The organism is Methanolobus tindarius DSM 2278 (genome assembly GCF_000504205.1).
In the GTDB taxonomy this organism is placed as follows: Archaea; Halobacteriota; Methanosarcinia; order Methanosarcinales; family Methanosarcinaceae; genus Methanolobus; species Methanolobus tindarius.
Window position 1 is genome coordinate 2803330 of the sequence record NZ_AZAJ01000001.1, and the last position, 19434, is coordinate 2822763.

Below are 19434 nucleotides of genomic sequence, written 5' to 3' on the forward strand. Positions count from 1 at the left end.
GATCAACATGCCTGAAAAAATAGTAATATTAAGACTTGGCCACCGTCCGCAGCGTGACAAGAGGATAACCACTCATGTTGGCCTGACAGCACGTGCCTTCGGTGCCGAAGGTATGCTCCTTGCATCGGATGATAAAAAGCTTTCAGAAAACATTGCTGATGTTTCCAACCGTTTTGGCGGTGATTTCTATGTTAATAATGATGTGAGCTGGAAAGCTGAGATCAAAAAATGGAAAGAAGACGGCGGCAAGGTTTGTCACCTGTCAATGTATGGGATTAACCTCCCGGATGCGGTTCCTGAGATAAAGGACTGTGAAAAGCTTATGATAGTTGTTGGTGCTGAAAAAGTCCCGTTTGAGATCTATGAGATGGCCGACTGGAATGTTGCAGTTGGAAACCAGCCTCATTCAGAAGTTGCCGCAGTAGCCGTTACCCTTGATCGCATAGCGGGAACCGATCCACTGAGGGCAGAATTTGAAGGCGGGGAATTGACAATAGTTCCTGAGAAATGTGGTAAAAAAGTAATTGACAGGAGAGAATAACGATTTCTCTTCAATCTCTTTTTACAGAAGGACCTTTGTAAATCCTTCTTCTTTCATAATTACCGTATCCCCGGTGTTTCGGATCTTCTCTTCTCTTTACATGCTGCTCGAAGAGTTCATCCAGTTCATCTTCATCAATTTCATCAGTATTTCTGTCTTTTTCTTCAGACATATTATCACAGAGATTAAATCGTCTTTATCAGCGGGTCATGCTCTATAAATTCCACATCAATTCCAAGTCTTTCTGCAAGCAACGGGCAGAGATCCTGCATTCCTGGGTTTTCGGTGGCGTAGTGTGTTGCGTCCACAAGCAGCATGTCACTATAAGAACGCATTATGTCATGCTTTAATTCAGATGACACATAGGCATCGGCACCAAAACTTCTTGCAGTTTCAATGTACTCAGAACGGAAGCCACCTCCTCCAAATACCATTACTTTTTTTATCTCATCAATGTTTCCTGCAAACATTACATGGGTTCCAAGGCTTTTGGAAACATGGTTGACAAAAGTATCCACAGAACATGGAGCAATGCTGCCTATGCGGCCGATGGGGATTTCCTGTATATCAGAAAGTCCAAGCCTCTTTGCCAGTGCATCGTTGATTCCGCCTTTAGCCTTATCGTAATTTGTATGCATTGAGTACATTGAAATCCCGTTATCAAGTGCAATTTTCAGGCTGTCTGCCAGTTTTTTATTGATGCAGTTCACTGCATGGAATATCAATGTGTGGTGTGTGACAAGTAAATCAGCCCCTATCATAGCTGCCCTGTTAAGTATATATTCTGTAGGATCAAGTGCGACAGCTATCTTTTTAATGTCGTTCTGCATGTCAAGGTTCAGACCTATCCTGCCGACATCAAAGTCTTCCGCCAGTTCAGGAGGGGCGATATCCTCCAGTACACTGATAACATCTTTTAGTTGCATAGAAAAAGAATAAATTCAAACTGATTTTAAGCTGTCGGAAAAAGCTTTGCAAATTTTGCACAATACTATAAGTTCACTATTATTTTTTGTATGTAAATACAATCGAAGCATTCAAATAGATGCACAGTATAATTATAAATAAATCTTATATATAGACTAACTAGTGGTTATTCGAGGATAGTTCATGAGGATAAAGACAGGCATAGAAGGTTTTGATGATCTGGTGCAGGGCGGTCTGCTCTCTGATCGTGTGTATCTGGTGAGTGGTCCACCAGGCAGTGGAAAAACAACTTTTTGCGTGCAATATCTGGCGCACGGTGCGGCTCTTGGCGAAACCGGACTTTATGTAACCTTACTTGAAAGTCCGCAGAACATTATCGATGATATGTCCAACTACTCCATGAATGTGCTCACCCTTATCAAGATGAAAAAGCTGCTCTTTGCAGATCTTGGTCCGAGGATGGAATATGGTTTTATGGATGAGATGAGTGAGTACATAACTCCTGACTATGAAGTTTCAACATCAGCAGGCGAGCATGAGGCTCCTTCACCTGCAATGGTATTCAGGGAAATCGCAGCCTATGTATCAGAGTATGATGTAAAGAGACTGGTCATAGATTCCGTTTCTGCAATCAGGTTCACCACAAGGGATCTCTCCTTGCAGGAAAAGGAAATGAGCCGTTTTATAAGGAATCTTAAGAAACTCGGCTGCACGACCATACTCATATCCGAGATGACCGATCCAAGTGCTTACTCTACTGAGCAGTTCGCTGCACATGGTGTAATATTCATGCACAATTTCCTTTATGATAAAACAATGACCCGTGCAATGCAAATTATCAAAATGCGTGGTACAAAGCATGATTGTAACATGCGTGCGGTTAATTTCGGTGATAAGGGTCTTGCTATAAGTGGCCTTCTTGAATGATGGTGTATCCAAATGGTAAGATTTTTCTCCAAAAAGGAAGAAAAAACCCAGCTTACTGATGCTGAGGTTGCTGAACTTACAAAAAGTGCCTATGATCTGGGCTATGAAGTAGGTTACCACAAGCATTCAGAACTGGGATGGGTTAGTGAACGCTATTCCATGCTGGAAGATCTTGCCAAAACAGCCGGATTTGCCACACTGGTAAAGGAACGTTACACCACGGGCAAATCAGAAGGCATCAAAGCCAAAGAAAGAGACATGCATGCAGGTCTCTCTAAAAAAGAGGCTGAAAAAGAGCGTCAAGATTCGAAAGTAGTATATGATATAAGTATATCTAGTAATACTAATGGTCGTATTAATTCCGGGTATGGAAGTTCCGTGGTAACTGATAAATCTATTGCAGGAATGATACTACGACCTTCGCTTATGAATATGCCTGAGTCTACTTCAAGAACCAAGGTCATTGACAGGCCTTCTCAGCTCAGGGGTTTTAAGCCCTTATATCCAAAAATATAGTACTAAAAACGATAGGTCCGGGATTTCTATGATTCGTAAAATGTTTTTTTGTCTGATGTTTATTGCTCTATTAAGCTTACCTGCAATGGCATATACGCTTGATGACATTGAATGGAGCGATAGCGCTGCAAAGAGTGGCACTCTGAAATGGGGTGGAACTCTTACTCTGGACGATTACACAATAAAAGTTGAAGACTTTAATGAGGACAAATACGTAAGTATAGGCATATACCGTGACGGTGTTCTTGAAAAGAAATCCCCTGCACGTGCCGGAGAAAGCTTTGAATACAGGGACGGCGAAAATGGTGATGACCTTCGTATTCTAGTTAAAACAGTCACTCTTAATCTCGACGAATGGACAGGAAATATGGATGATCCAACTGCTGCAATCGAAGTTTATGATCGAGGTATTCCTGAGATGGGTATAGTTATTGACACCGAATCTGATGAATATGATCCACGTACTGTAACATACCGTTCAATTATTGCAACTATTGATATAGACAATGAAGGCGACGCTGAAGCTGAGGATCTTACAGTAGAGATTGATACCGATGGTATGGAACTTATTGATGGTAAGACATCATATCACTTTACTTCAATAGCAGAAGATGAAGTGCTTGACCAGATAGAAATTGAACTTGAGATTCCTGAATATTGGGATGAAACTGATGTTGACATTACAGTAACTACAAAGTCAGAAGACATAAATGGTGAGATCCATGAAGATTCAGAAACCGAGACAATTACTATTCTGCCTGTTGTAGAACTTGTCGTCACAAAAACTGTAACTGAAGAAATATATATCGATGAAACTGCTCATGTTTCCGTGAGTATATGGAACAATGGAATATACTCCCTGAGCTCTGTGACACTAAACAATCCGCAGACAGGCGATCTCGAGGTTCAGGATAATGTTGAGACAGAAGTAAAACTGTCTTTAACTTCTAAAGAAACTGCAGGGAAAATACTGGAGTACACCTTAAAACCAACCAAGACAGGTACTTTTACTATCCCTGCTGCAACGGCTACTTTTACTGATCCGAATGGAAAAACTCACACTTTTAAATCAGATACTTCCAAATTAAAAATTGACGGACCTGATATAGTAATTACTAAAACAGTAAGTCCTGAATCAGTAAGTTCCGGTGATGAGGTTACAGTTAAGGTAACAGTGAAAAACCAGGGTACAAAGGATGCCAGTGTAACCACAACAGAAACAATGCCTGAGAACGCAACTTATGTAAGTGGCGATCTTAGTTTCCATGATGTTGCGACTCATGGAAAAAGCTACACTTATTCTTATATAGTAAGAGTTGAAGGAACAGAGGATATTAAAGTTCCTGAGACAACTGCAACATTCATTGATTTTGAAGAGTACAAAGGTGAAAGGGTTTCAAATATGCCTATTATAACAGTTGTTGACCCTTCAGAAGAAGTAACAACTGAAAGTTCGTCCTCGTCTTCATCATCAAGCTCATCAAGTGCTTCACAAAGTATTTCAGATGACAATACTGATGATTACATTTACGATGAAGAGGATGACAGGGTTGAACCGGGATTTGAAGCAAGCTTTATGATACTTGCAATGTTTGCAGTTTATTTCGTATCAAAACGCAAAGACAGGTAATGACTTTATGAGACAGCAAATCTTCCTTTTCATAGGACTGACTGTGCTGTTATCACACCTCTGTATTGTTGCAAGTGCACAGTCGGATGATGTTGAATGGCTGGATGCGGAGGAGTACACTCTTTATTGGGGCGATGAGGTCAACCACAGCGGCTACCTTATAAAAGCTGAGGATTTCTCGCCTGCAAAACCTATTGATGTCGAAACTGATTATGTGATGCTTACCATCAACAGTGTCTATGGAGATTCATGGGGAGCAATTTTAAGTAATAATACAGTTGGTCTTACAAATAATAGTGTTTTTGACGACAGATTAAATATCACTGCAATTGAAATAATTACAGGCAATGATATACCGGCACCGTACACTGTTTTAAGTGTTGCTGTCTCTAATTCAACCGGATCAATTCCAAAAATAGTTAAAAAAATTGATGCAACATTTGAATTTGATGAGAAGTTCAGTGATGAAATATACATGGGAGAAAGAGCTTATTATATCCTTGATATCACGCATATGGAGCCGGAACCGGTTGATTCAGTCACTATAAAAGCAGTGTTGCCCGATGGTCTTGTATTCGATCCCGATTCAGACGGTGTTTGGAATTACTCTTTTAACTCATATGGTACAAAGACGCTTCAATATTCTGTAAAAGCATTAAAACCGGGTACTTATGAGATTAACGGGACTTTAATAAATGCAGAGTTAAACGAAAGAGTATATTCCAAAGAAATGAATTCTTCCACTCTTGTGGTCCACGGTCCTGACATAAAAGTTAGTAAGACGCTTGATGCATATAGTGTCAATTTGAATGAAAATGTAAATATGACTGTTGATGTGGTTAACGAAGGTGACAGGGCAGCTTATATAAGTCTTACAGACCAGCTTCCGGTCGGGGGAAAAATAATTTCTGGCGTAATGGGTGGAAGTCTTGTATTACATCCGGACAGTACATTTTCAGTAGAATATACGGTGCAAATGGATAAAGGGGGAGAAATTATCATTCCTTCAGCTGTTGTCAAATTTGTAGATTCAAATGAATATTCAGGGACATCATATTCTAAAAAAATCCTCCTTGAGGTTATTGATCCTGATGTCGTTGTGGCAACAAGTGCCGGTAGTGGGGATATTGAGGATGATGTAGATTACACTGAGGAAACGGTTGTAACTGATGAAAGTTCCAATCAGACTCAGGAATCTCTCGAGCCAGAGGAGGATCATGGTAAACTGCAATTCCTGTATGATATTCTGGACAAAATTACGGAATTTTTGAGCAATACCAAAGACAAAATACTATGATGTCATTTTCTGGCATGAGAATATTTCTATAAGTTACTCTATATTTGCTTAAGAGGGTAGTTTACATGACAAAATCCAGACAGCATGGGAACAAATCCACCCTTATCCTGACACATGGGGATTCGGATGGAGTATGTTCCGGTGCTATTGCAAAAAGTGCTTATCCTGAAGGTGATGTTTATTTCACATCTCCTGTCGGTGTCTTAGATGACCTGAACCTTGCAGACGGTTATGAGAACGTTGTAATTTGCGATATTGCTGTTGATGAAAGGCATTGCACTGAGTTGTTTAAAAAGCTTCATGAGGTTGCATCAGTTTCTAATCTTACGTACATAGATCATCATCCTTTACCGGAAAAATGCATAAGTGCAGACTGGCTTCATCATGATCTTACTGTTTGTGCCTCGGAACTTACATATAAGGTCCTTCAGAAAAGGCTTAGCAGGGATATGCGCAGGGTGGCAATTTACGGTGCTATCGGGGACTATTATGATAACAGTCCTTCTGTGAAAGAGTGGCTGCGTGATTGGGACAAAAGAAGCCTGTTTTTCCAGGCCGGCACACTTATTCAGGCACTCATCTATTCAGGAAGGAACTATGATTTTAAGAGGAAGCTGGTTCTGCCGTTGTCCCATGATAAGATACCTACAGCTATACCGGGTGTATTAAAGTATGCAAAAGAAGGTGCTGACCTTGAGGAACAGCTCCGCATTCATGTGAAGCATGAAGTTAAAACTCTCCAGAACCTGGCTTATGTGGTTGACCCCAATGGTTATATGTCAAAATCTGCTATATATGCTGCTTCCTACGGACAGCGGGATGTGGGAATATCTGCCGAATTCCGCCATAAGAGGAATGTTTATGATATGAGTCTGCGTTCAAGGAATTCTGAGTCCGTGGACTTGAACCGTTTGCTTCGCAGAATAGCACCCTCATTCGGAGGAAGTGGCGGTGGACACGCATCTGCTGCAGGTGCACGAATTCCTAAGGAATCATTTGATGCTTTCCTTCGCGAGTTCGATAAGGCTATAGGTGTGCAGAAGAGCAGAGCTGCAAATTATGATGAAATTTAAAAACGGTTGTGTAAACGGCAGTATTAACGGCGGTATAAATGGCAAAGAAGACTGATGAAATAGAGGGCATAAATTTCGAGATTATTTTTTCAGGAAGATCCAATGTCGGTAAGTCTTCTATTATGAGGGAGCTTACAGGAAAGAATGTAAAAGTAGGCAAGCGTCCAGGTGTGACACTGAAACCCACTCATGTTAGATATTCTGATTTGCTTCTGACTGACCTGCCTGGGTTTGGTTTTATGAGCGGTGTTAAGGACCGCAAACAGGATATTGTGAAAGACCAGATAGTGCGTTATATCGAGAAAAATGCTGAAAGGATTAATGTTGCTGTACTTGTCATTGATGGCGCTTCATTTTTAGAAATAGTAAAACGCTGGGAAGAGCGTAACGAGCTTCCAATTGACATCGAGATGTTTGAACTTTTCCGGGAACTGGGTTTTGATATAATCCTGGCTGTAAATAAGGTTGACAAGATTAAAAGCAACGAGTTAGATGCGACACTGGACCAGATATGCGATAAACTCAACATGCTGCCTCCATGGAAACAATGGCTTGACACCGTTGCTCCGATAAGTGCAAAAAAAGGTGACATTAAAACTTTGAAATCACTTCTCAGGCAGAGGTTGCATTCTGAAAAGAGGGATGACCTGTTCAAGTATTTCTGAACATAAAACAAAATAAGTATCTTCCGAAGGCTTCGATAATCATAAAGCTATCATATCTGAGATAAATCATTTTCAAAAAGTATTCAGGAACTATTCTTTATTCATCTGACCCTGAAAGTGGCACCGATATCATTAGCTATCTTTTCACATTTATCGATGTCAATTCCTTCCTGACTAACAACGGTCATGCGGGTTTTGATTCCTGCTTTTACCGCTTCTTTTGCAAAATCAAGAACTGCCCTGTATGACCCTTCATATTCCGGCTTGCAAATTTTGTTGTATATGTCTTCGGACTCTGCGTTTAGGCTAACTGAAACAGCACCAAGGCCAGCTTCTTTTAACTCCGCTATAATATTCCTGCCGGGATTCATGAGTGCCGCATGGCCATTTGTGTCAAGCCTGACATGCATTCCTTTTTTGTTTAGCCATTCTGTTATATGGAGAACAGTATCAAAACGACAGGTTGGTTCGCCAAAACCTGTGAAGACAATTTCTTTGTAATTGCTAAGGTCATGTTTTTCAAGGTCTGATATTATTTCCTGTTCAGTTGGTTCCCTGGACAGGCGGAGATTGTAACCATAAACTCCGTCACACCCTTCTCTGATGCAGAATGTGCATTTTGCACTGCACTGGTTGGTTATGTTAAGATAGAGGTTTCCAAATGCTTCATAGCTGATGGTGCCTTCAAACAGAGGAATTGCGTTCTCTTTGTTTTCATCTTTCAACTAGTAACCTCCACTATTTTTTCCAGACCAGTTTCCATCTGTGATTATTTTGTAGTTGACAGGCGGGATTTTCTTCAGGAAATACATGAGAGCCGAGAGCCCGTTTTCAAGCATGACACTTTCTCTGAAGTACCAGTCACCTTCATAGAGATCCAGCTCTTCCAGTTTCTGTTCACTTATCTCGTAAATTTCTCCTTTAATAGGTGATACTGGCATTTGTGATATATCTTCGGGTTTGAGAACTCCCGGGAATGCTCCAAAGTCAAGCATCACGTAACTTTCAGTTGTCTGTGTTGTACACAAAAAACGTGAGCTATCAAGAAGAGCATGATTAGGGTCACCTTTTTTGAGAGTACCGTAAACAAAGATATTCATTAACTGAGTCCCACATTCAGTTTCATTAATGTCTTCTGGACAGGGTCAGGCAATTGACCGCACTGTATGGCTTTCATCTGTTCAGGTGTTATCATTTTAATGGCTGTGGTCATAAGCCTGTCAGAGAGCATGAGTTTGTCCATAAGTTTGCGTACATAGACTGCGGTTTTTATTTCAAGTCCCATCTGCTGTCTCCATCTTGTGTCATATTCCTGAAGCCTGCATTTGCCATTGAGGAATTCTGCGGCAGTCTCACCTGCAAGTTTTCCACCGACCATTGCAGTGGATATTCCTCCTCCGTTGGTTGCGATAATATGACCTGCGGCATCGCCAGCTATCAGTGTGTTGTGTGATGCAGTTACTTTCGGTGCTCCGCCTACGGGAACCAGTCCTGCAACAACTGAAGTTATGGATGCACCTTCAAGTTTTTTGCTTGCTATTGGGTGCTTGTACATGAAGCGTTCAAGATAATCCCTTGCACAGAGGTGTTCTTCAAAAAGAGCTTCCCTGATTCCTACACCTATGTTTGCGGTATCTCCTCCCTGTGAGATTATCCATGCATATCCGCCAGGAACGAAATCCTTGCCGAAATACATCTCAACGGCTTCTTTGTCAATGTCAACTCCACTGAGCTCATACTCAAAAGCAGTTCCTGTTCCCATGGGGTCAGGGTTACGGATCATGTTGGAAGCTTTTCCAACTATGGAATTTGGTCCGTCTGCACCGATTATGACTTTGCCTTCTACTTCAAATTCACCGAAAGCACCGTCCATGAAGAGTCTGGTTTCGTCCACTTCGGTTACATTTGTCCCAACAAGTAGTTCGGCTCCTGCTTTTGCAGCCTCTTTTGCAAGGTGTTTGTCAAAACGTCTCCTGTCAATTGCATCAGCGTCAACATCAAAACCTTTTGACAGGCCGTTTGGTGCTATGAAACGCTGGTATGAAGCAGTTGCATGTATGCAGTTTGATGGTATTTCTTCTAAGGTTACCGGGAGTTCTGCATTTGGAACCAGTTCCTGCAGAATGGGATAATGCGGAAGAAAACCTCCGCACTGCAGAGGAACTCCTATATCTTTTTTCTTTTCAATAAGGAGAACTGACATGTCGTTTTCTGCAGCGTACATTGCTGCGGTGGAACCGGCCGGACCAGCTCCGACCACGATTATATCATATGAATCTTCAGGTGTCATGGTTGTTTAAAGGATTTGTGGATTGTTTTTTGCAGTTTACACAGGTCTGTGGACCAAAAAGTGTATTTTATCCGTAACTTCTTTTATCCTTGACTCAATATGCTTATCAAAAACCACATTCTATTAGATATATCTAACTATTACTGGTAATTAGATAATTATTTATCAATATGTAAGAAAGCATAGAGTCATCTTTTATTTAGTATAAGTTAAATCAGGTTTCTTGAATGGTGAAAGATATGGTACGCGAACACAGGAACAATGTATGGGTAGTACGCACAGGTTATTGCGGTGTGCAGGAAAAGTCCTGCATAGAGAGGGATTTTATTTCTTTTGACCTGAACCTGCATATCATGGATCTGTTCGGTGATGAATTAATGGATATCAAGCACCGGTCACCAAAATACAAGAAATATATGCATTTTGGAGACAAATACCGGGAATTTGACCAGAAATTCAGGAAAGAGTTTGAGGATGCTATTAAGAATGTTGACTACTCAACAGAAAGACCTGAAATGATCAAAAAAATGAAGCGTCTAAATACTAAGCTCCAGAAGTTTGATGATGAGGTCAAGCAGTTCGATGCTACAATGCATGAGTTCGATGAATTTGAGCGTGTGGAGCAGATGAAGAAAGCTTTGCTTGCAAGGCTGAGCACTCCTCCAGTTGATTTGCTCGAGGTGTGGGCTAAGGATGTGCTGCATTTTGTTAATGATATAAGAATTTATGACCTGATTGCTATCCCTCTGATGTGCGAGAAGCAGGTAGCTATTGGCAGGGTACGTGATAATTACAAGTATCGTGAGGGTAAGGGTGTACTGAGCCACAGCAGAAAGGTTGACTGGCACGATACCAGAGTTCCTTTTGAGAATATGTTCCACGGTTTTGAAGAATTATTGGAGCTTCCTTCTTCAATTACTCTTCTTGATGATCCTGAAAGGGAGTTTGTTCTTGGTATTGTGGTGGATGATACTTTTTGATTATACCTTGTATTTCCTTTTTATATACTTTTTAGCTGCTCCTTTGTTTTGCTGGCAAAAGATTCTTAAAGGCCTATGAGTATAGCGTGCAGGTAATTCAATTCATGGATTTTATCTATAAATCTGACTATTAATCAAATAATTTATATTGAGTTGATCAATTTGGCAATTGAGAAAGGCGATTTCATAAAGATAAACTACACTGGTAAGTTCAATGAAGGACAGATCTTTGACACTACCGATGAACAGCTTGCAAAAGACAATGGTATCTACAACCCACGCGGTGTTTACGGCGGCGATGTTGTAATCGTTGGCTCCGGCCACACAATCAAAGGTCTTGATGAGGACTTTATTGGTAAGGAAGTAGGATACTCCGGTTCAATCACTATTGCTCCAGAGATGGCATTCGGTCCACACAACCCTGCTCTTGTTGAGACTGTTTCAGTTACAAAGATTAAGGAACAGCTTGGTGACCAGAGACCATACCCAGGAATGCCTATCGAGCTCAACGGCAAACGTGGTGTGATCTCACAGGTTATCGGCCGCAGAGTACGTGTAGACATGAACCATGCTCTTGCAGGTAAGGAAGTTGAGTACGAGTACACAATCGAAGAGAAGATCGAGGACAAGGTTGCTAAGGCACAGGGTCTGCTTTCACTCTACACCGGCATGCCGGAGATTGAGGTTGAGGTTACAGATGACCTTATCAGAATCTACACTCCAATCGAGCTTGGTTTCAACCAGAGATGGATTGTATCCAAGATGACCATCGCAAGTGAGCTCATTGACAAGCTTGGCATTGAAAGCCTTGAATTTGTCGAGAGACACCCATACGTCCCTGAGGCAGTTGAGGAAGCTCCTGAGGCAACCGAAGCTCCTGCAGAGGACGAAGAAGCTGAAATCGAAGAGGAATAATCTTCCTCTTAACTTCTTACTTTATATAACAATTAAAAAATCTCTTAAATATATCATTGACAATTACTGTCAATATCGATTTTGTATCAAAACGCTTATATGTCTGGTCGCTATTAAGATACCATCCGACATGCTGAGGTAGCCAAGTGGACTACGGCGCCGGTCTTGAAAACCGGTAGTGCTAACGCGCTGCGAGAGTTCGAATCTCTCCCTCAGCGTCGACATACTTTTTTTATTCGTTGTAAAACAATCAGCTTTATGAAATAGTTGAATCTTTGGATCAATTGTGATATTTTCTATTTCCAGACTTTAGTACAAATATTTATATTACTATTATGTATTTGTTATAAGTCATAACATACTTTTGTGGAATTGATATATGAGCATAATCGGTTTGTTGACAGGGCCCAGTATTTTTGACCATTCTTTTGATTCCTCAGTGCTGAGCTTTGAGGTTATAACTAAAATTCAGGGTGAAGACCTTGTAAATCGTATATGGGATTATTATCGGTGTGCAGGTCATAAAAAGATACGTTTTGAAGTACTAACTTCAAAGAAAGAAAGTCGATATATTTTCCACAAACCTGATTTTGAAGTAGATGATATTTATATAGTTCAAAAAGTCACTGTCTTTTCAAATAAGATTACAAAAAAACAAAAGTTTGATGCGTTAGAATTTGTATTTGAAGGTTTGGACTCGGAAAAATTACAAATAAAAGCTAATTTTATGGTTCTAACACCGTTATGGTTCTATTTGTGGATTGCAATATCTTTTCTCGTAATGATGTATTCCATTGATTTGTTCTATGGTTATTCACGTCTTATATTATTTTTGGGATCTATTTTTGTTTATCTATTGTTAGTATATCCTGCCCATTTGATAACCAGTCTGATAGTTTCTAATAAAAAAAAGATAATATTGACTCATCCAGAAACAATAAGATATAAAAATGACTTTCAAAAACTGATTCAACAATAAAATTAAGATGTGTTACTTTCCTATGAATTCTGATATTGTGATTACTGAATCACAATGAATTATTTATTTTATAGTATTTCTTGTTCTGTTTTTCCTCACTCTTCAAAACAATAATATCATCATAATGATACTCACTATATATTAAAATATAGATATATTAATATAGTAGAAAATAATACTATGAACTGTGGCAAGAACTGCCAGACGGCAAATGTCACAAAAAGACCATGCGGTGGTACGTTATGGGAATCATCCATATTTGGTGGTACGATATGGAAATTATCTGGAATCTCTCCGGTAGAAAAACGTAAGGAATTGGATTGCATGGAAATGCTGAAAGATGTCTTCCCTCTCCGTCTTGACATCAGCATTTCCTTCCTCCTCCGGAAAGAGTATGAGTGTTAAGGGAGTGGGGGTAAAGCTCTCTTTAACATTCATTCAGGAGTAGGGTGATGGGGGTTATTGTCATTTTTCTTTTCTATTTTAACCAATATTGAAAACTGTAGAAACTATAGAATGACAGCATTTACTAAGGAAGGTATGGAACGTCAACGTCCCGAATTGACGTCCCATATCGTACACTAAATTCCAAGTCTTTTAACCCCAAACTTCAGCTCATCTTCGATAACATCTTACTTATTTGTAAGCTAATGGAACTATATAGTTAAAATTAGTCCTTGTAATCCAGGTAGAAACATCTACTCAGTTAAGTTCTGACAGGAACAGTTGGTTGTATGGATATCACACAGCAATTCCTGTTGAATGTGTCCGTATTGATAGAGATTCCAATTACACTGGTACTTCTCTCAAGTATGTTGACTACAGGGCAAACAGGATTGCAAATTCAAAAATACAATTTCAGATTATGGTAAAAATAATGACATGTAGGATAGTCATTTTTTGGGGTTATTATGTACAAGATCCTACAGGCCGCAAAGACAACCGGAATTTTAATCCCGTAGTGGTACATGATAGCGTTTTTCTACTAATAGTTTCACACTATATTTACTATAGCATTATGTAATGTACAGTTCCATCGTTATTCTATATAGTCATCTCAAAAATCATCTCTTCCTGTGCTATTGTTCTACTAACTATCTTTTGTCTTACCATTCATTATACTGCCATTGCTGAACAGCTAATAATAAATGTTATATATTGTACAATCAATAATAATTGCAAGTGAATCTGAAGCATTATGTATCAGAATTCATTTGGGTGTTGGTAGGCATAATAAGATCCTGTTTTTTCAAGGCAATTAACTGTATAGCAATTTTAGGTTTAATGTTATCTTTGTTGATCAAAAAATGAGACAATTATCGGTGCAAACATGTATTTTAACATTTATTCAATTCCATTGTATGTATCATGTTTAATTGTCTGTGTGCTTCTTTACTACATAATCAAAGATTACAAGTCAACTCCGGGTTCAAAGTACATTGGAATGCTCCTGAGCTCAATTGCCTTTTACTCATTCTTTTATGCATTTGAAATATCTTCGGACACTCTGCCAACTCTGCTATTCTTCTATAAACTGGAATACTTAGGGGTAGCTTTCATACCACTGTTTTTCCTATTATTCATTATAGATTATAGTGGCAGAAAAAACTGGTTTCCAAAAAAATTGTTAGTATTTTTCGTATCAATATCAACTACAACTCTCCTGCTCGTCCTGACAACAGAATACCATACCCTGTATCACAAAGTCGATTATATACAATATGGCGGTCTGTTCCCTGTTCTTGGATATCAACCCGGAATATGGTACTGGGTACATTTTACCTATGCCAATTTTTGTATCATTCTGGGTTTAAGTATGCTTTTCAGTGTTCTTCAGGGCACTCTTCCTGTTTTTCGTAAGCAGATAATGATAGTTATAGTCGGTTCATTAATGCCGTTTGCAACTTTACTTATTCATCTGAGTGGTATGTCGCCATGGGGTATAGATCCAGCTCCATTCTCCCTGACATTAAGCGCCATTATAATTTTCATAGGATTTACACGTTATAAATTATTTAACCTGACACCTCTTGCACGAGGTCTTCTTTTTGAACATCTGCCTGATAGTGTTGTGGTTTTTGATAAAGAGCAGAGGATCGTAGACTATAACAATTCTGCAATGCAAAAAAGTAATATTGGACTAAAAGATGTAGGGATGCGTGTTTCAGAGTTATCTGAGCCCTGGTGCGGGATTCTGAATAGAAAACCGGATTCAAGTACCACAAGTATTATTGAAATCAATGAGACTATAAACGAGAAACTTTTCTGGTTAAATATCACTTTTCTTCCCATCCATGACAAAAGAGGAAATACAATGGGTCAGATGGTTATTATAAGTGACATAACACAACGTAAAATTGCAGAAGAGGAACTTCGGGCAGCAACTGAAAAAGCCAATTATCTGGCTGAAAAGGCAGAATCGGCAAGTACCGCAAAAAGTGCATTTCTGGCAAACATGAGTCATGAATTGCGTACACCTCTAAATTCAATAATTGGTTTTTCAGATATTCTTCTTGAGAACACATTTGGTCCTTTAAACCCTAAACAGACAAGGTATGTTGGTAATGTTTCCCGTAGTGGAAAACATCTGCTCTCTGTTATAAATGATATTCTTGATATTTCTAAGATAGAAGCCGGAAAAATGGAATTAACTATTGAAGCTATCTCAATAATGGATGCGATTGATGAAGTGGTAGGTTCCTGTTATTCTCTTGCTTCAAAAAAGAACATTGATCTCGTAAAGAATGTGGAGTCAAAATTGCAGAACATCAAAGTCGATAAGGTTAAACTGGAACAGATACTGTTCAACCTTGTCAGCAATGCTATAAAATTCTCAGATGAAGGTGGTGTCGTGAATCTTAATGTAAAGTCTGGAACATCAAAAGTTACTTTTGAGGTAACTGACAAAGGTCCGGGTATTTCCAATGAAGATCAGAATAAACTCTTCACAGTCTTTGGCCAACTGGATAATGCTCACAACAGGAAATACGAAGGAACAGGCCTTGGCCTTGCTATTGTGAAGAGGCTTGTGGAAATGCACAATGGAACCGTCTGGGTTGAAAGTGAACCTGGAAAAGGTTCTACTTTTGGTTTTGACCTCCCTGTTGAATAGAATGTAACCAGATTCCGAACTGGAAATCTGTCAAGTATAATATCAATGATAATAGTAATAATAGTGATAATACTAATAATAATAATTATAATCTGGTTAATAATGATAAAATTCAGTAATTGAATATATTATTTAAATACAGTATGAATCATATACCTGCTATTAACTTAAAAATGAAGACCTAAGGCCTTAACTTTGTTGACGCTTGATACCTAAAGATTCTTGATGCCTAAAAGATGAATGAATCGCTATTTCAGCTCAGGCGAAAATAGCAATAGATTCAAACCTTACGGTTCCTTTTTGTGTCCAGTAACCACAGTTTTCACAATACTGGATATTTTCATTTTCATTCAGTTTTGAATTACATTCAGGGCATGTTTCTAGCTTGTTCGGTTTTCCCATCATTTTTTATTCCCCTTTTTTAGCGAGTAGGCTTTACTAAGCCTTCATTCTATTTATAGGCAGTATCTAGGATATTATGTATTATACAATTAGATTATAAAGACTATATAGATTACATATCCTTTCTTTAAATACTCAATAATTGTTAAATCTCACAGGTGCACAGAAAAAAAGTGATGAAGAAGCTTTTTTCTTAGAAATCAAAATGGAAATGTATATATAGATCCATTTTGTAAAATTACTCATAAGCACTAATATACAATAATAGGGATTCATAATGATGAATAATGTAAGATTCATCTTTTGAATATTGTTTGTTGGTGCCTGGTATAGCAAAGGAACAGCTTTGAGTTCAGGTATGGTGCGGTTCCTGGAAAAAACAATGGTACTAAAGAAAGAATAAGCGGAGGGGCACTCATGCGTTTGCTGATAGCACTATTCATTTATACACTACTTAATATTAAATCCCTTTTTGGTAACAAAAAGACACACGCATAAACGTATATACAGCAGGGTGCATTTGTTGATATCATTGATGTTATTCCTGATTTAATATTTTAAAGGCATTACTGCTTGTATATTTATATTTTATAATTATAGTTGAACTATTTCTGTGCATTTAGGTAAATTTCATTATACTTTATTTTTATACTTCTTTTTGTAGTTGTTAAAACGAAAGTTTATAACATTCTTGTTTTTTTATTAATTTTGCTATTATTTGGGCTCTGTAGAAATCCTTATTTTGACAATAAGTATAACCATGACATATCTGTCAAGGTTATGCACTAATAGTTTGAATTTTACTTCTTTCAGTTGATTCCAATACTTTTTTGCCCTAATTTCCTCACCATATTTCCTTTTCAGGACAGAGAACATTGTTTCAACCAGATTTCTGTTATGATACAAATCTTTATCAAATTCCCATACCATTTTTCTGCGGTACACTCCTTTTATTCTCTTCCTCTTTCTTTGTCTCAAAGGAATCATGGCTATGGATTCAAGTTGTTCTCTTGTTAATGAATGTATTTCTTCAGAATCGTACCCTTTGTCCATGACATAGTACTTGGATTTACGATTCTTATGGCATTGCTTCAGCAATGCCATTGCATGCTTTGCATCATGAACAGGCTTGCCTGATATCTTGAAACCAGTAATAATGAACTTTCCAGTATCAACTGAGATACTTGTTTTCAGGAAAGATCTTCGTTTCTTTCCTGTTCTCCAGGAATAATAGTAGCTACAATGGCCACTTGTAAATCCACTTGAATCAACAGCAGTAATCTCTATTTGTTCACCATGTGAATAAAACAGTTTCAATGTTTGATGCAATAATCCATTGAAATAAATAGATTTTAATCTCTGAATGAATTTGTGGAGTGTAGTGAAATGTGGAACTTGTTTAAGTCCAATTCTTTCTTTGACTTTATCCATTAATTCTACAATTTCAACGATATCTCGATAATCCTCATCAAGATACTCTTTCAACAAAACTAGTGTCAATAGCTGGTGTTGAGTATACTTTCTTTTAGAATATTTACAACTATAAATTTGCAGGTGTGAGTTTCCTGATACAGCTAACGCTGTATCAACAAACTTTAAGTACTTATTAGACAAAACACAATCATCCCCTTTGTGTTTTCTGTGGTAAGTAATACTCAGGGGATTTATTATTTTTAAATTAGTATGCTAAAATAAAATCCGAAGTAGGTTTTCTACAGAGCCATTATTTGTATAATTTTTTTATTTATGCACTGAATGTTCGCAATGTTCATATTAGGGAATAGAATTTGAAATTATGGACATGTTTCTTTTATATATCGACATAATTACACTGTATATACAGCACAAGTACCATTTCTTAGATTAATACATTCATAAAAAAGGACTATAACATGAGCGAGGAACTTTTCTATCAGAATCAACTCCAGAATCTTGAAGACATTAAGGCTTCCTACTTCAGCCAACTCGATGATATTGAGAAAAAGCGTGCTGAAATAGCTTTGAAAAAAGAACAAATAAAGTCTGATGAAGCTCATATTATTGAAGAATATCACAGGATACGTGATGCAAAAAAGCTAATCACAACAGAGTTTGAAAACCTTGCTAATAAAAGTGAAATTCTCAAACAGGCAAAGAAGGAATATGAAAAGAAACATGTTTCTTTTCTAAAGCTGGAAGCAGAACTTTCCACCCGTATGGATAAATACGATATTAATAAGGAATCACTCCAGCAAAGAAATTGTGAACAATACAGGGTCTTGCGTGGCCAGTATGAGGAAGAGCTGGCTCTTAAGAAGCAACAGAAAAGGCTTGAAAGGACCAGAATGAGGCTTGATTCCAGGGCAAAAGAAATTGCTGCAATAAAAAAAGAGATTGCTTCCGGAGAAATGGATATTGAAGTTGAAACAGAAAAAGTAGAACGCAGGAGGGAATATGTCCGGCACCTTCGTGAGCTTTTGTCTGTGCAGGAAGAGGAGTTTTCATCCCGTGAAGAGGAACTTGTCCATCTGAAGCAAAAGACAGAAGAAGAAATTAACAAGCATGTGACTATTCACAGGCAGCAGCTTGATATCATTAAAAAGGATGCCAGAATAGAGCAGCAAATGGCATATATCAAGATCCTTGAAGATGATCTCTATGAAGTTAAAGCCAGACTTGAAAAAGCGAATGAAAAATTAAATAGCATGAAAATATTTTCAAGTATATTTGAGCAGAATCAAGAGCTTCTTGCTAACTGATTTGTGATTCGTTTTTAATACTAATCTTTTTGCTAATGTATTTCTGTATCTCACTTTTAACAAATCAGAACAATTCATAAAAACTTAAATAATATTTGATTAATTCCAATCATAAGGCACGGTGGCATGTTTATGTCATGTCTTTAGCGGGAACTCGCATACCAACCAATACTTACTGAGGGGTGCACGTGCCTTTTTGCCGTTCTATGCCTGTGGGTTATCTTAAAGTAAAAATTAATTACTTAAAATTATATAACAAAGTATATATAGAATTTATATTATTTATGTTTGAGGCGCAATGATTTGCTTACTCGATTTTTAACTTACTAACCCACTCCCACACTAGCATCAGCAGATTAAACACGCGCCTCAATTTTTATATCCTGCTTTAAACCTGAAAATCTGTTGTGAAACAAATTAATTATTATGAAGTTTATTGATT

At 38.2% G+C, this 19434-nt stretch carries 21 protein-coding genes and 1 tRNA gene; 15 read left to right on the plus strand and 7 right to left on the minus strand.

Annotation, left to right across the window (positions count from 1 at the left end; translation table 11 throughout):
- The first annotated feature begins 7 nt into the window (after positions 1-7).
- Positions 8-541, plus strand: a complete 534-nt coding sequence (locus METTI_RS13285; protein ID WP_023846345.1) for a tRNA (cytidine(56)-2'-O)-methyltransferase — start codon at positions 8-10, stop codon at positions 539-541.
- Positions 542-551: 10 nt separating this feature from the next.
- On the opposite strand, the gene METTI_RS15975 is transcribed toward METTI_RS13285, so the two are convergent.
- Together METTI_RS15975 and METTI_RS13290 are read right to left on the minus strand one after the other, a co-directional pair.
- A complete protein-coding gene (locus tag METTI_RS15975; RefSeq protein ID WP_023846346.1) occupies positions 552-713 on the minus strand; it encodes a hypothetical protein in 162 nt (53 codons plus the stop codon).
- 13 nt (positions 714-726) lie between these two features.
- Positions 727-1467, minus strand: coding sequence for a Nif3-like dinuclear metal center hexameric protein (locus tag METTI_RS13290; RefSeq protein ID WP_023846347.1), 741 nt, complete (start codon positions 1465-1467; stop codon positions 727-729).
- Between the two features lie 184 nt (positions 1468-1651).
- Between METTI_RS13290 and METTI_RS13295 the strand changes: the two genes are divergently transcribed.
- From METTI_RS13295 to engB, 6 genes are all read left to right on the plus strand, one after another.
- Entirely contained in the window at positions 1652-2395 is a 744-nt protein-coding gene (locus tag METTI_RS13295) for an RAD55 family ATPase (protein ID WP_023846348.1), read from the plus strand.
- Positions 2396-2407: 12 nt separating this feature from the next.
- Complete coding sequence (locus tag METTI_RS13300; protein ID WP_023846349.1) at positions 2408-2911, plus strand: hypothetical protein; 504 nt, start codon at positions 2408-2410, stop codon at positions 2909-2911.
- Between the two features lie 55 nt (positions 2912-2966).
- Positions 2967-4541, plus strand: coding sequence for a BatD family protein (locus METTI_RS13305; RefSeq protein ID WP_169729120.1), 1575 nt, complete (start codon positions 2967-2969; stop codon positions 4539-4541).
- A gap of 7 nt (positions 4542-4548) precedes the next feature.
- Entirely contained in the window at positions 4549-5838 is a 1290-nt protein-coding gene (locus METTI_RS13310; protein WP_023846351.1) for a DUF11 domain-containing protein, read from the plus strand.
- A gap of 65 nt (positions 5839-5903) precedes the next feature.
- Positions 5904-6911, plus strand: coding sequence for a DHHA1 domain-containing protein (locus METTI_RS13315; protein WP_023846352.1), 1008 nt, complete (start codon positions 5904-5906; stop codon positions 6909-6911).
- A 38-nt stretch (positions 6912-6949) separates the two neighbouring features.
- Complete coding sequence (engB, locus tag METTI_RS13320) at positions 6950-7576, plus strand: GTP-binding protein EngB (RefSeq protein WP_023846353.1); 627 nt, start codon at positions 6950-6952, stop codon at positions 7574-7576.
- Between the two features lie 101 nt (positions 7577-7677).
- Here the strand turns inward: engB and METTI_RS13325 are convergent, their stop codons facing one another.
- From METTI_RS13325 to METTI_RS13335, 3 genes are read right to left on the minus strand one after another with little or no spacing between them, the layout of a single operon-like run.
- Positions 7678-8301: a TatD family nuclease-associated radical SAM protein gene (locus METTI_RS13325; protein WP_023846354.1), complete on the minus strand. Its 624-nt coding sequence runs from the start codon at positions 8299-8301 to the stop codon at positions 7678-7680.
- Positions 8302-8676, minus strand: coding sequence for a gamma-glutamylcyclotransferase family protein (locus METTI_RS13330; protein WP_023846355.1), 375 nt, complete (start codon positions 8674-8676; stop codon positions 8302-8304).
- A complete protein-coding gene (locus METTI_RS13335) occupies positions 8676-9866 on the minus strand; it encodes a geranylgeranyl reductase family protein (protein WP_023846356.1) in 1191 nt (396 codons plus the stop codon). The genes METTI_RS13330 and METTI_RS13335 overlap by 1 nt, the downstream gene beginning before the upstream one ends.
- Before the next feature lie 239 nt (positions 9867-10105).
- Between METTI_RS13335 and METTI_RS13340 the strand changes: the two genes are divergently transcribed.
- The 7 genes from METTI_RS13340 (at position 10106) to METTI_RS15355 (ending at position 15852) form a co-directional block, all read left to right on the plus strand.
- Positions 10106-10846 carry a hypothetical protein gene (locus METTI_RS13340; protein WP_156916291.1) on the plus strand — a complete coding sequence of 247 codons (741 nt, stop codon included), beginning with the start codon at positions 10106-10108 and terminating at the stop codon, positions 10844-10846.
- A gap of 162 nt (positions 10847-11008) precedes the next feature.
- Positions 11009-11761, plus strand: coding sequence for an FKBP-type peptidyl-prolyl cis-trans isomerase (locus METTI_RS13345; protein ID WP_023846358.1), 753 nt, complete (start codon positions 11009-11011; stop codon positions 11759-11761).
- Positions 11762-11893: 132 nt separating this feature from the next.
- A tRNA-Ser gene (locus tag METTI_RS13350) sits at positions 11894-11979 on the plus strand.
- Positions 11980-12140: 161 nt separating this feature from the next.
- Complete coding sequence (locus METTI_RS13355) at positions 12141-12740, plus strand: hypothetical protein (RefSeq protein WP_023846359.1); 600 nt, start codon at positions 12141-12143, stop codon at positions 12738-12740.
- A 180-nt stretch (positions 12741-12920) separates the two neighbouring features.
- Positions 12921-13145, plus strand: a complete 225-nt coding sequence (locus METTI_RS13360) for a hypothetical protein (protein ID WP_048135500.1) — start codon at positions 12921-12923, stop codon at positions 13143-13145.
- Between the two features lie 308 nt (positions 13146-13453).
- On the plus strand, positions 13454-13612 hold the full coding sequence (locus METTI_RS16285) for a DUF6326 family protein (protein ID WP_394296227.1): 159 nt from the start codon (positions 13454-13456) through the stop codon (positions 13610-13612).
- A 458-nt stretch (positions 13613-14070) separates the two neighbouring features.
- Positions 14071-15852 carry a sensor histidine kinase gene (locus tag METTI_RS15355; protein WP_023846360.1) on the plus strand — a complete coding sequence of 594 codons (1782 nt, stop codon included), beginning with the start codon at positions 14071-14073 and terminating at the stop codon, positions 15850-15852.
- Between the two features lie 258 nt (positions 15853-16110).
- On the opposite strand, the gene METTI_RS15890 is transcribed toward METTI_RS15355, so the two are convergent.
- Both METTI_RS15890 and METTI_RS13370 read right to left on the minus strand, forming a co-directional pair.
- Positions 16111-16257, minus strand: a complete 147-nt coding sequence (locus METTI_RS15890; RefSeq protein WP_023846361.1) for a hypothetical protein — start codon at positions 16255-16257, stop codon at positions 16111-16113.
- Between the two features lie 711 nt (positions 16258-16968).
- Complete coding sequence (locus tag METTI_RS13370; RefSeq protein WP_023846362.1) at positions 16969-17868, minus strand: IS5 family transposase; 900 nt, start codon at positions 17866-17868, stop codon at positions 16969-16971.
- Positions 17869-18146: 278 nt separating this feature from the next.
- Here METTI_RS13370 and METTI_RS13375 point away from each other — a divergent pair, with 278 nt between their 5' ends.
- Complete coding sequence (locus METTI_RS13375) at positions 18147-18992, plus strand: coiled-coil domain-containing protein (protein WP_023846363.1); 846 nt, start codon at positions 18147-18149, stop codon at positions 18990-18992.
- The last annotated feature ends 442 nt before the right edge of the window (positions 18993-19434 follow it).

Bases quoted from the DNA above. Each gene is read 5' to 3' on its own strand.
- METTI_RS13285 (WP_023846345.1), top strand. From the start codon at position 8: ATGCCTGAAAAAATAGTAATATTAAGACTTGGCCACCGTCCGCAGCGT.
- METTI_RS15975 (WP_023846346.1), bottom strand. From the start codon at position 713: ATGTCTGAAGAAAAAGACAGAAATACTGATGAAATTGATGAAGATGAA.
- METTI_RS13290 (WP_023846347.1), bottom strand. From the start codon at position 1,467: ATGCAACTAAAAGATGTTATCAGTGTACTGGAGGATATCGCCCCTCCT.
- METTI_RS13295 (WP_023846348.1), top strand. From the start codon at position 1,652: ATGAGGATAAAGACAGGCATAGAAGGTTTTGATGATCTGGTGCAGGGC.
- METTI_RS13300 (WP_023846349.1), top strand. From the start codon at position 2,408: ATGGTAAGATTTTTCTCCAAAAAGGAAGAAAAAACCCAGCTTACTGAT.
- METTI_RS13305 (WP_169729120.1), top strand. From the start codon at position 2,967: ATGTTTATTGCTCTATTAAGCTTACCTGCAATGGCATATACGCTTGAT.
- METTI_RS13310 (WP_023846351.1), top strand. From the start codon at position 4,549: ATGAGACAGCAAATCTTCCTTTTCATAGGACTGACTGTGCTGTTATCA.
- METTI_RS13315 (WP_023846352.1), top strand. From the start codon at position 5,904: ATGACAAAATCCAGACAGCATGGGAACAAATCCACCCTTATCCTGACA.
- engB (WP_023846353.1), top strand. From the start codon at position 6,950: ATGGCAAAGAAGACTGATGAAATAGAGGGCATAAATTTCGAGATTATT.
- METTI_RS13330 (WP_023846355.1), bottom strand. From the start codon at position 8,676: ATGAATATCTTTGTTTACGGTACTCTCAAAAAAGGTGACCCTAATCAT.
- METTI_RS13335 (WP_023846356.1), bottom strand. From the start codon at position 9,866: ATGACACCTGAAGATTCATATGATATAATCGTGGTCGGAGCTGGTCCG.
- METTI_RS13340 (WP_156916291.1), top strand. From the start codon at position 10,106: ATGGTACGCGAACACAGGAACAATGTATGGGTAGTACGCACAGGTTAT.
- METTI_RS13355 (WP_023846359.1), top strand. From the start codon at position 12,141: ATGAGCATAATCGGTTTGTTGACAGGGCCCAGTATTTTTGACCATTCT.
- METTI_RS13360 (WP_048135500.1), top strand. From the start codon at position 12,921: ATGAACTGTGGCAAGAACTGCCAGACGGCAAATGTCACAAAAAGACCA.
- METTI_RS15355 (WP_023846360.1), top strand. From the start codon at position 14,071: ATGTATTTTAACATTTATTCAATTCCATTGTATGTATCATGTTTAATT.
- METTI_RS15890 (WP_023846361.1), bottom strand. From the start codon at position 16,257: ATGATGGGAAAACCGAACAAGCTAGAAACATGCCCTGAATGTAATTCA.
- METTI_RS13375 (WP_023846363.1), top strand. From the start codon at position 18,147: ATGAGCGAGGAACTTTTCTATCAGAATCAACTCCAGAATCTTGAAGAC.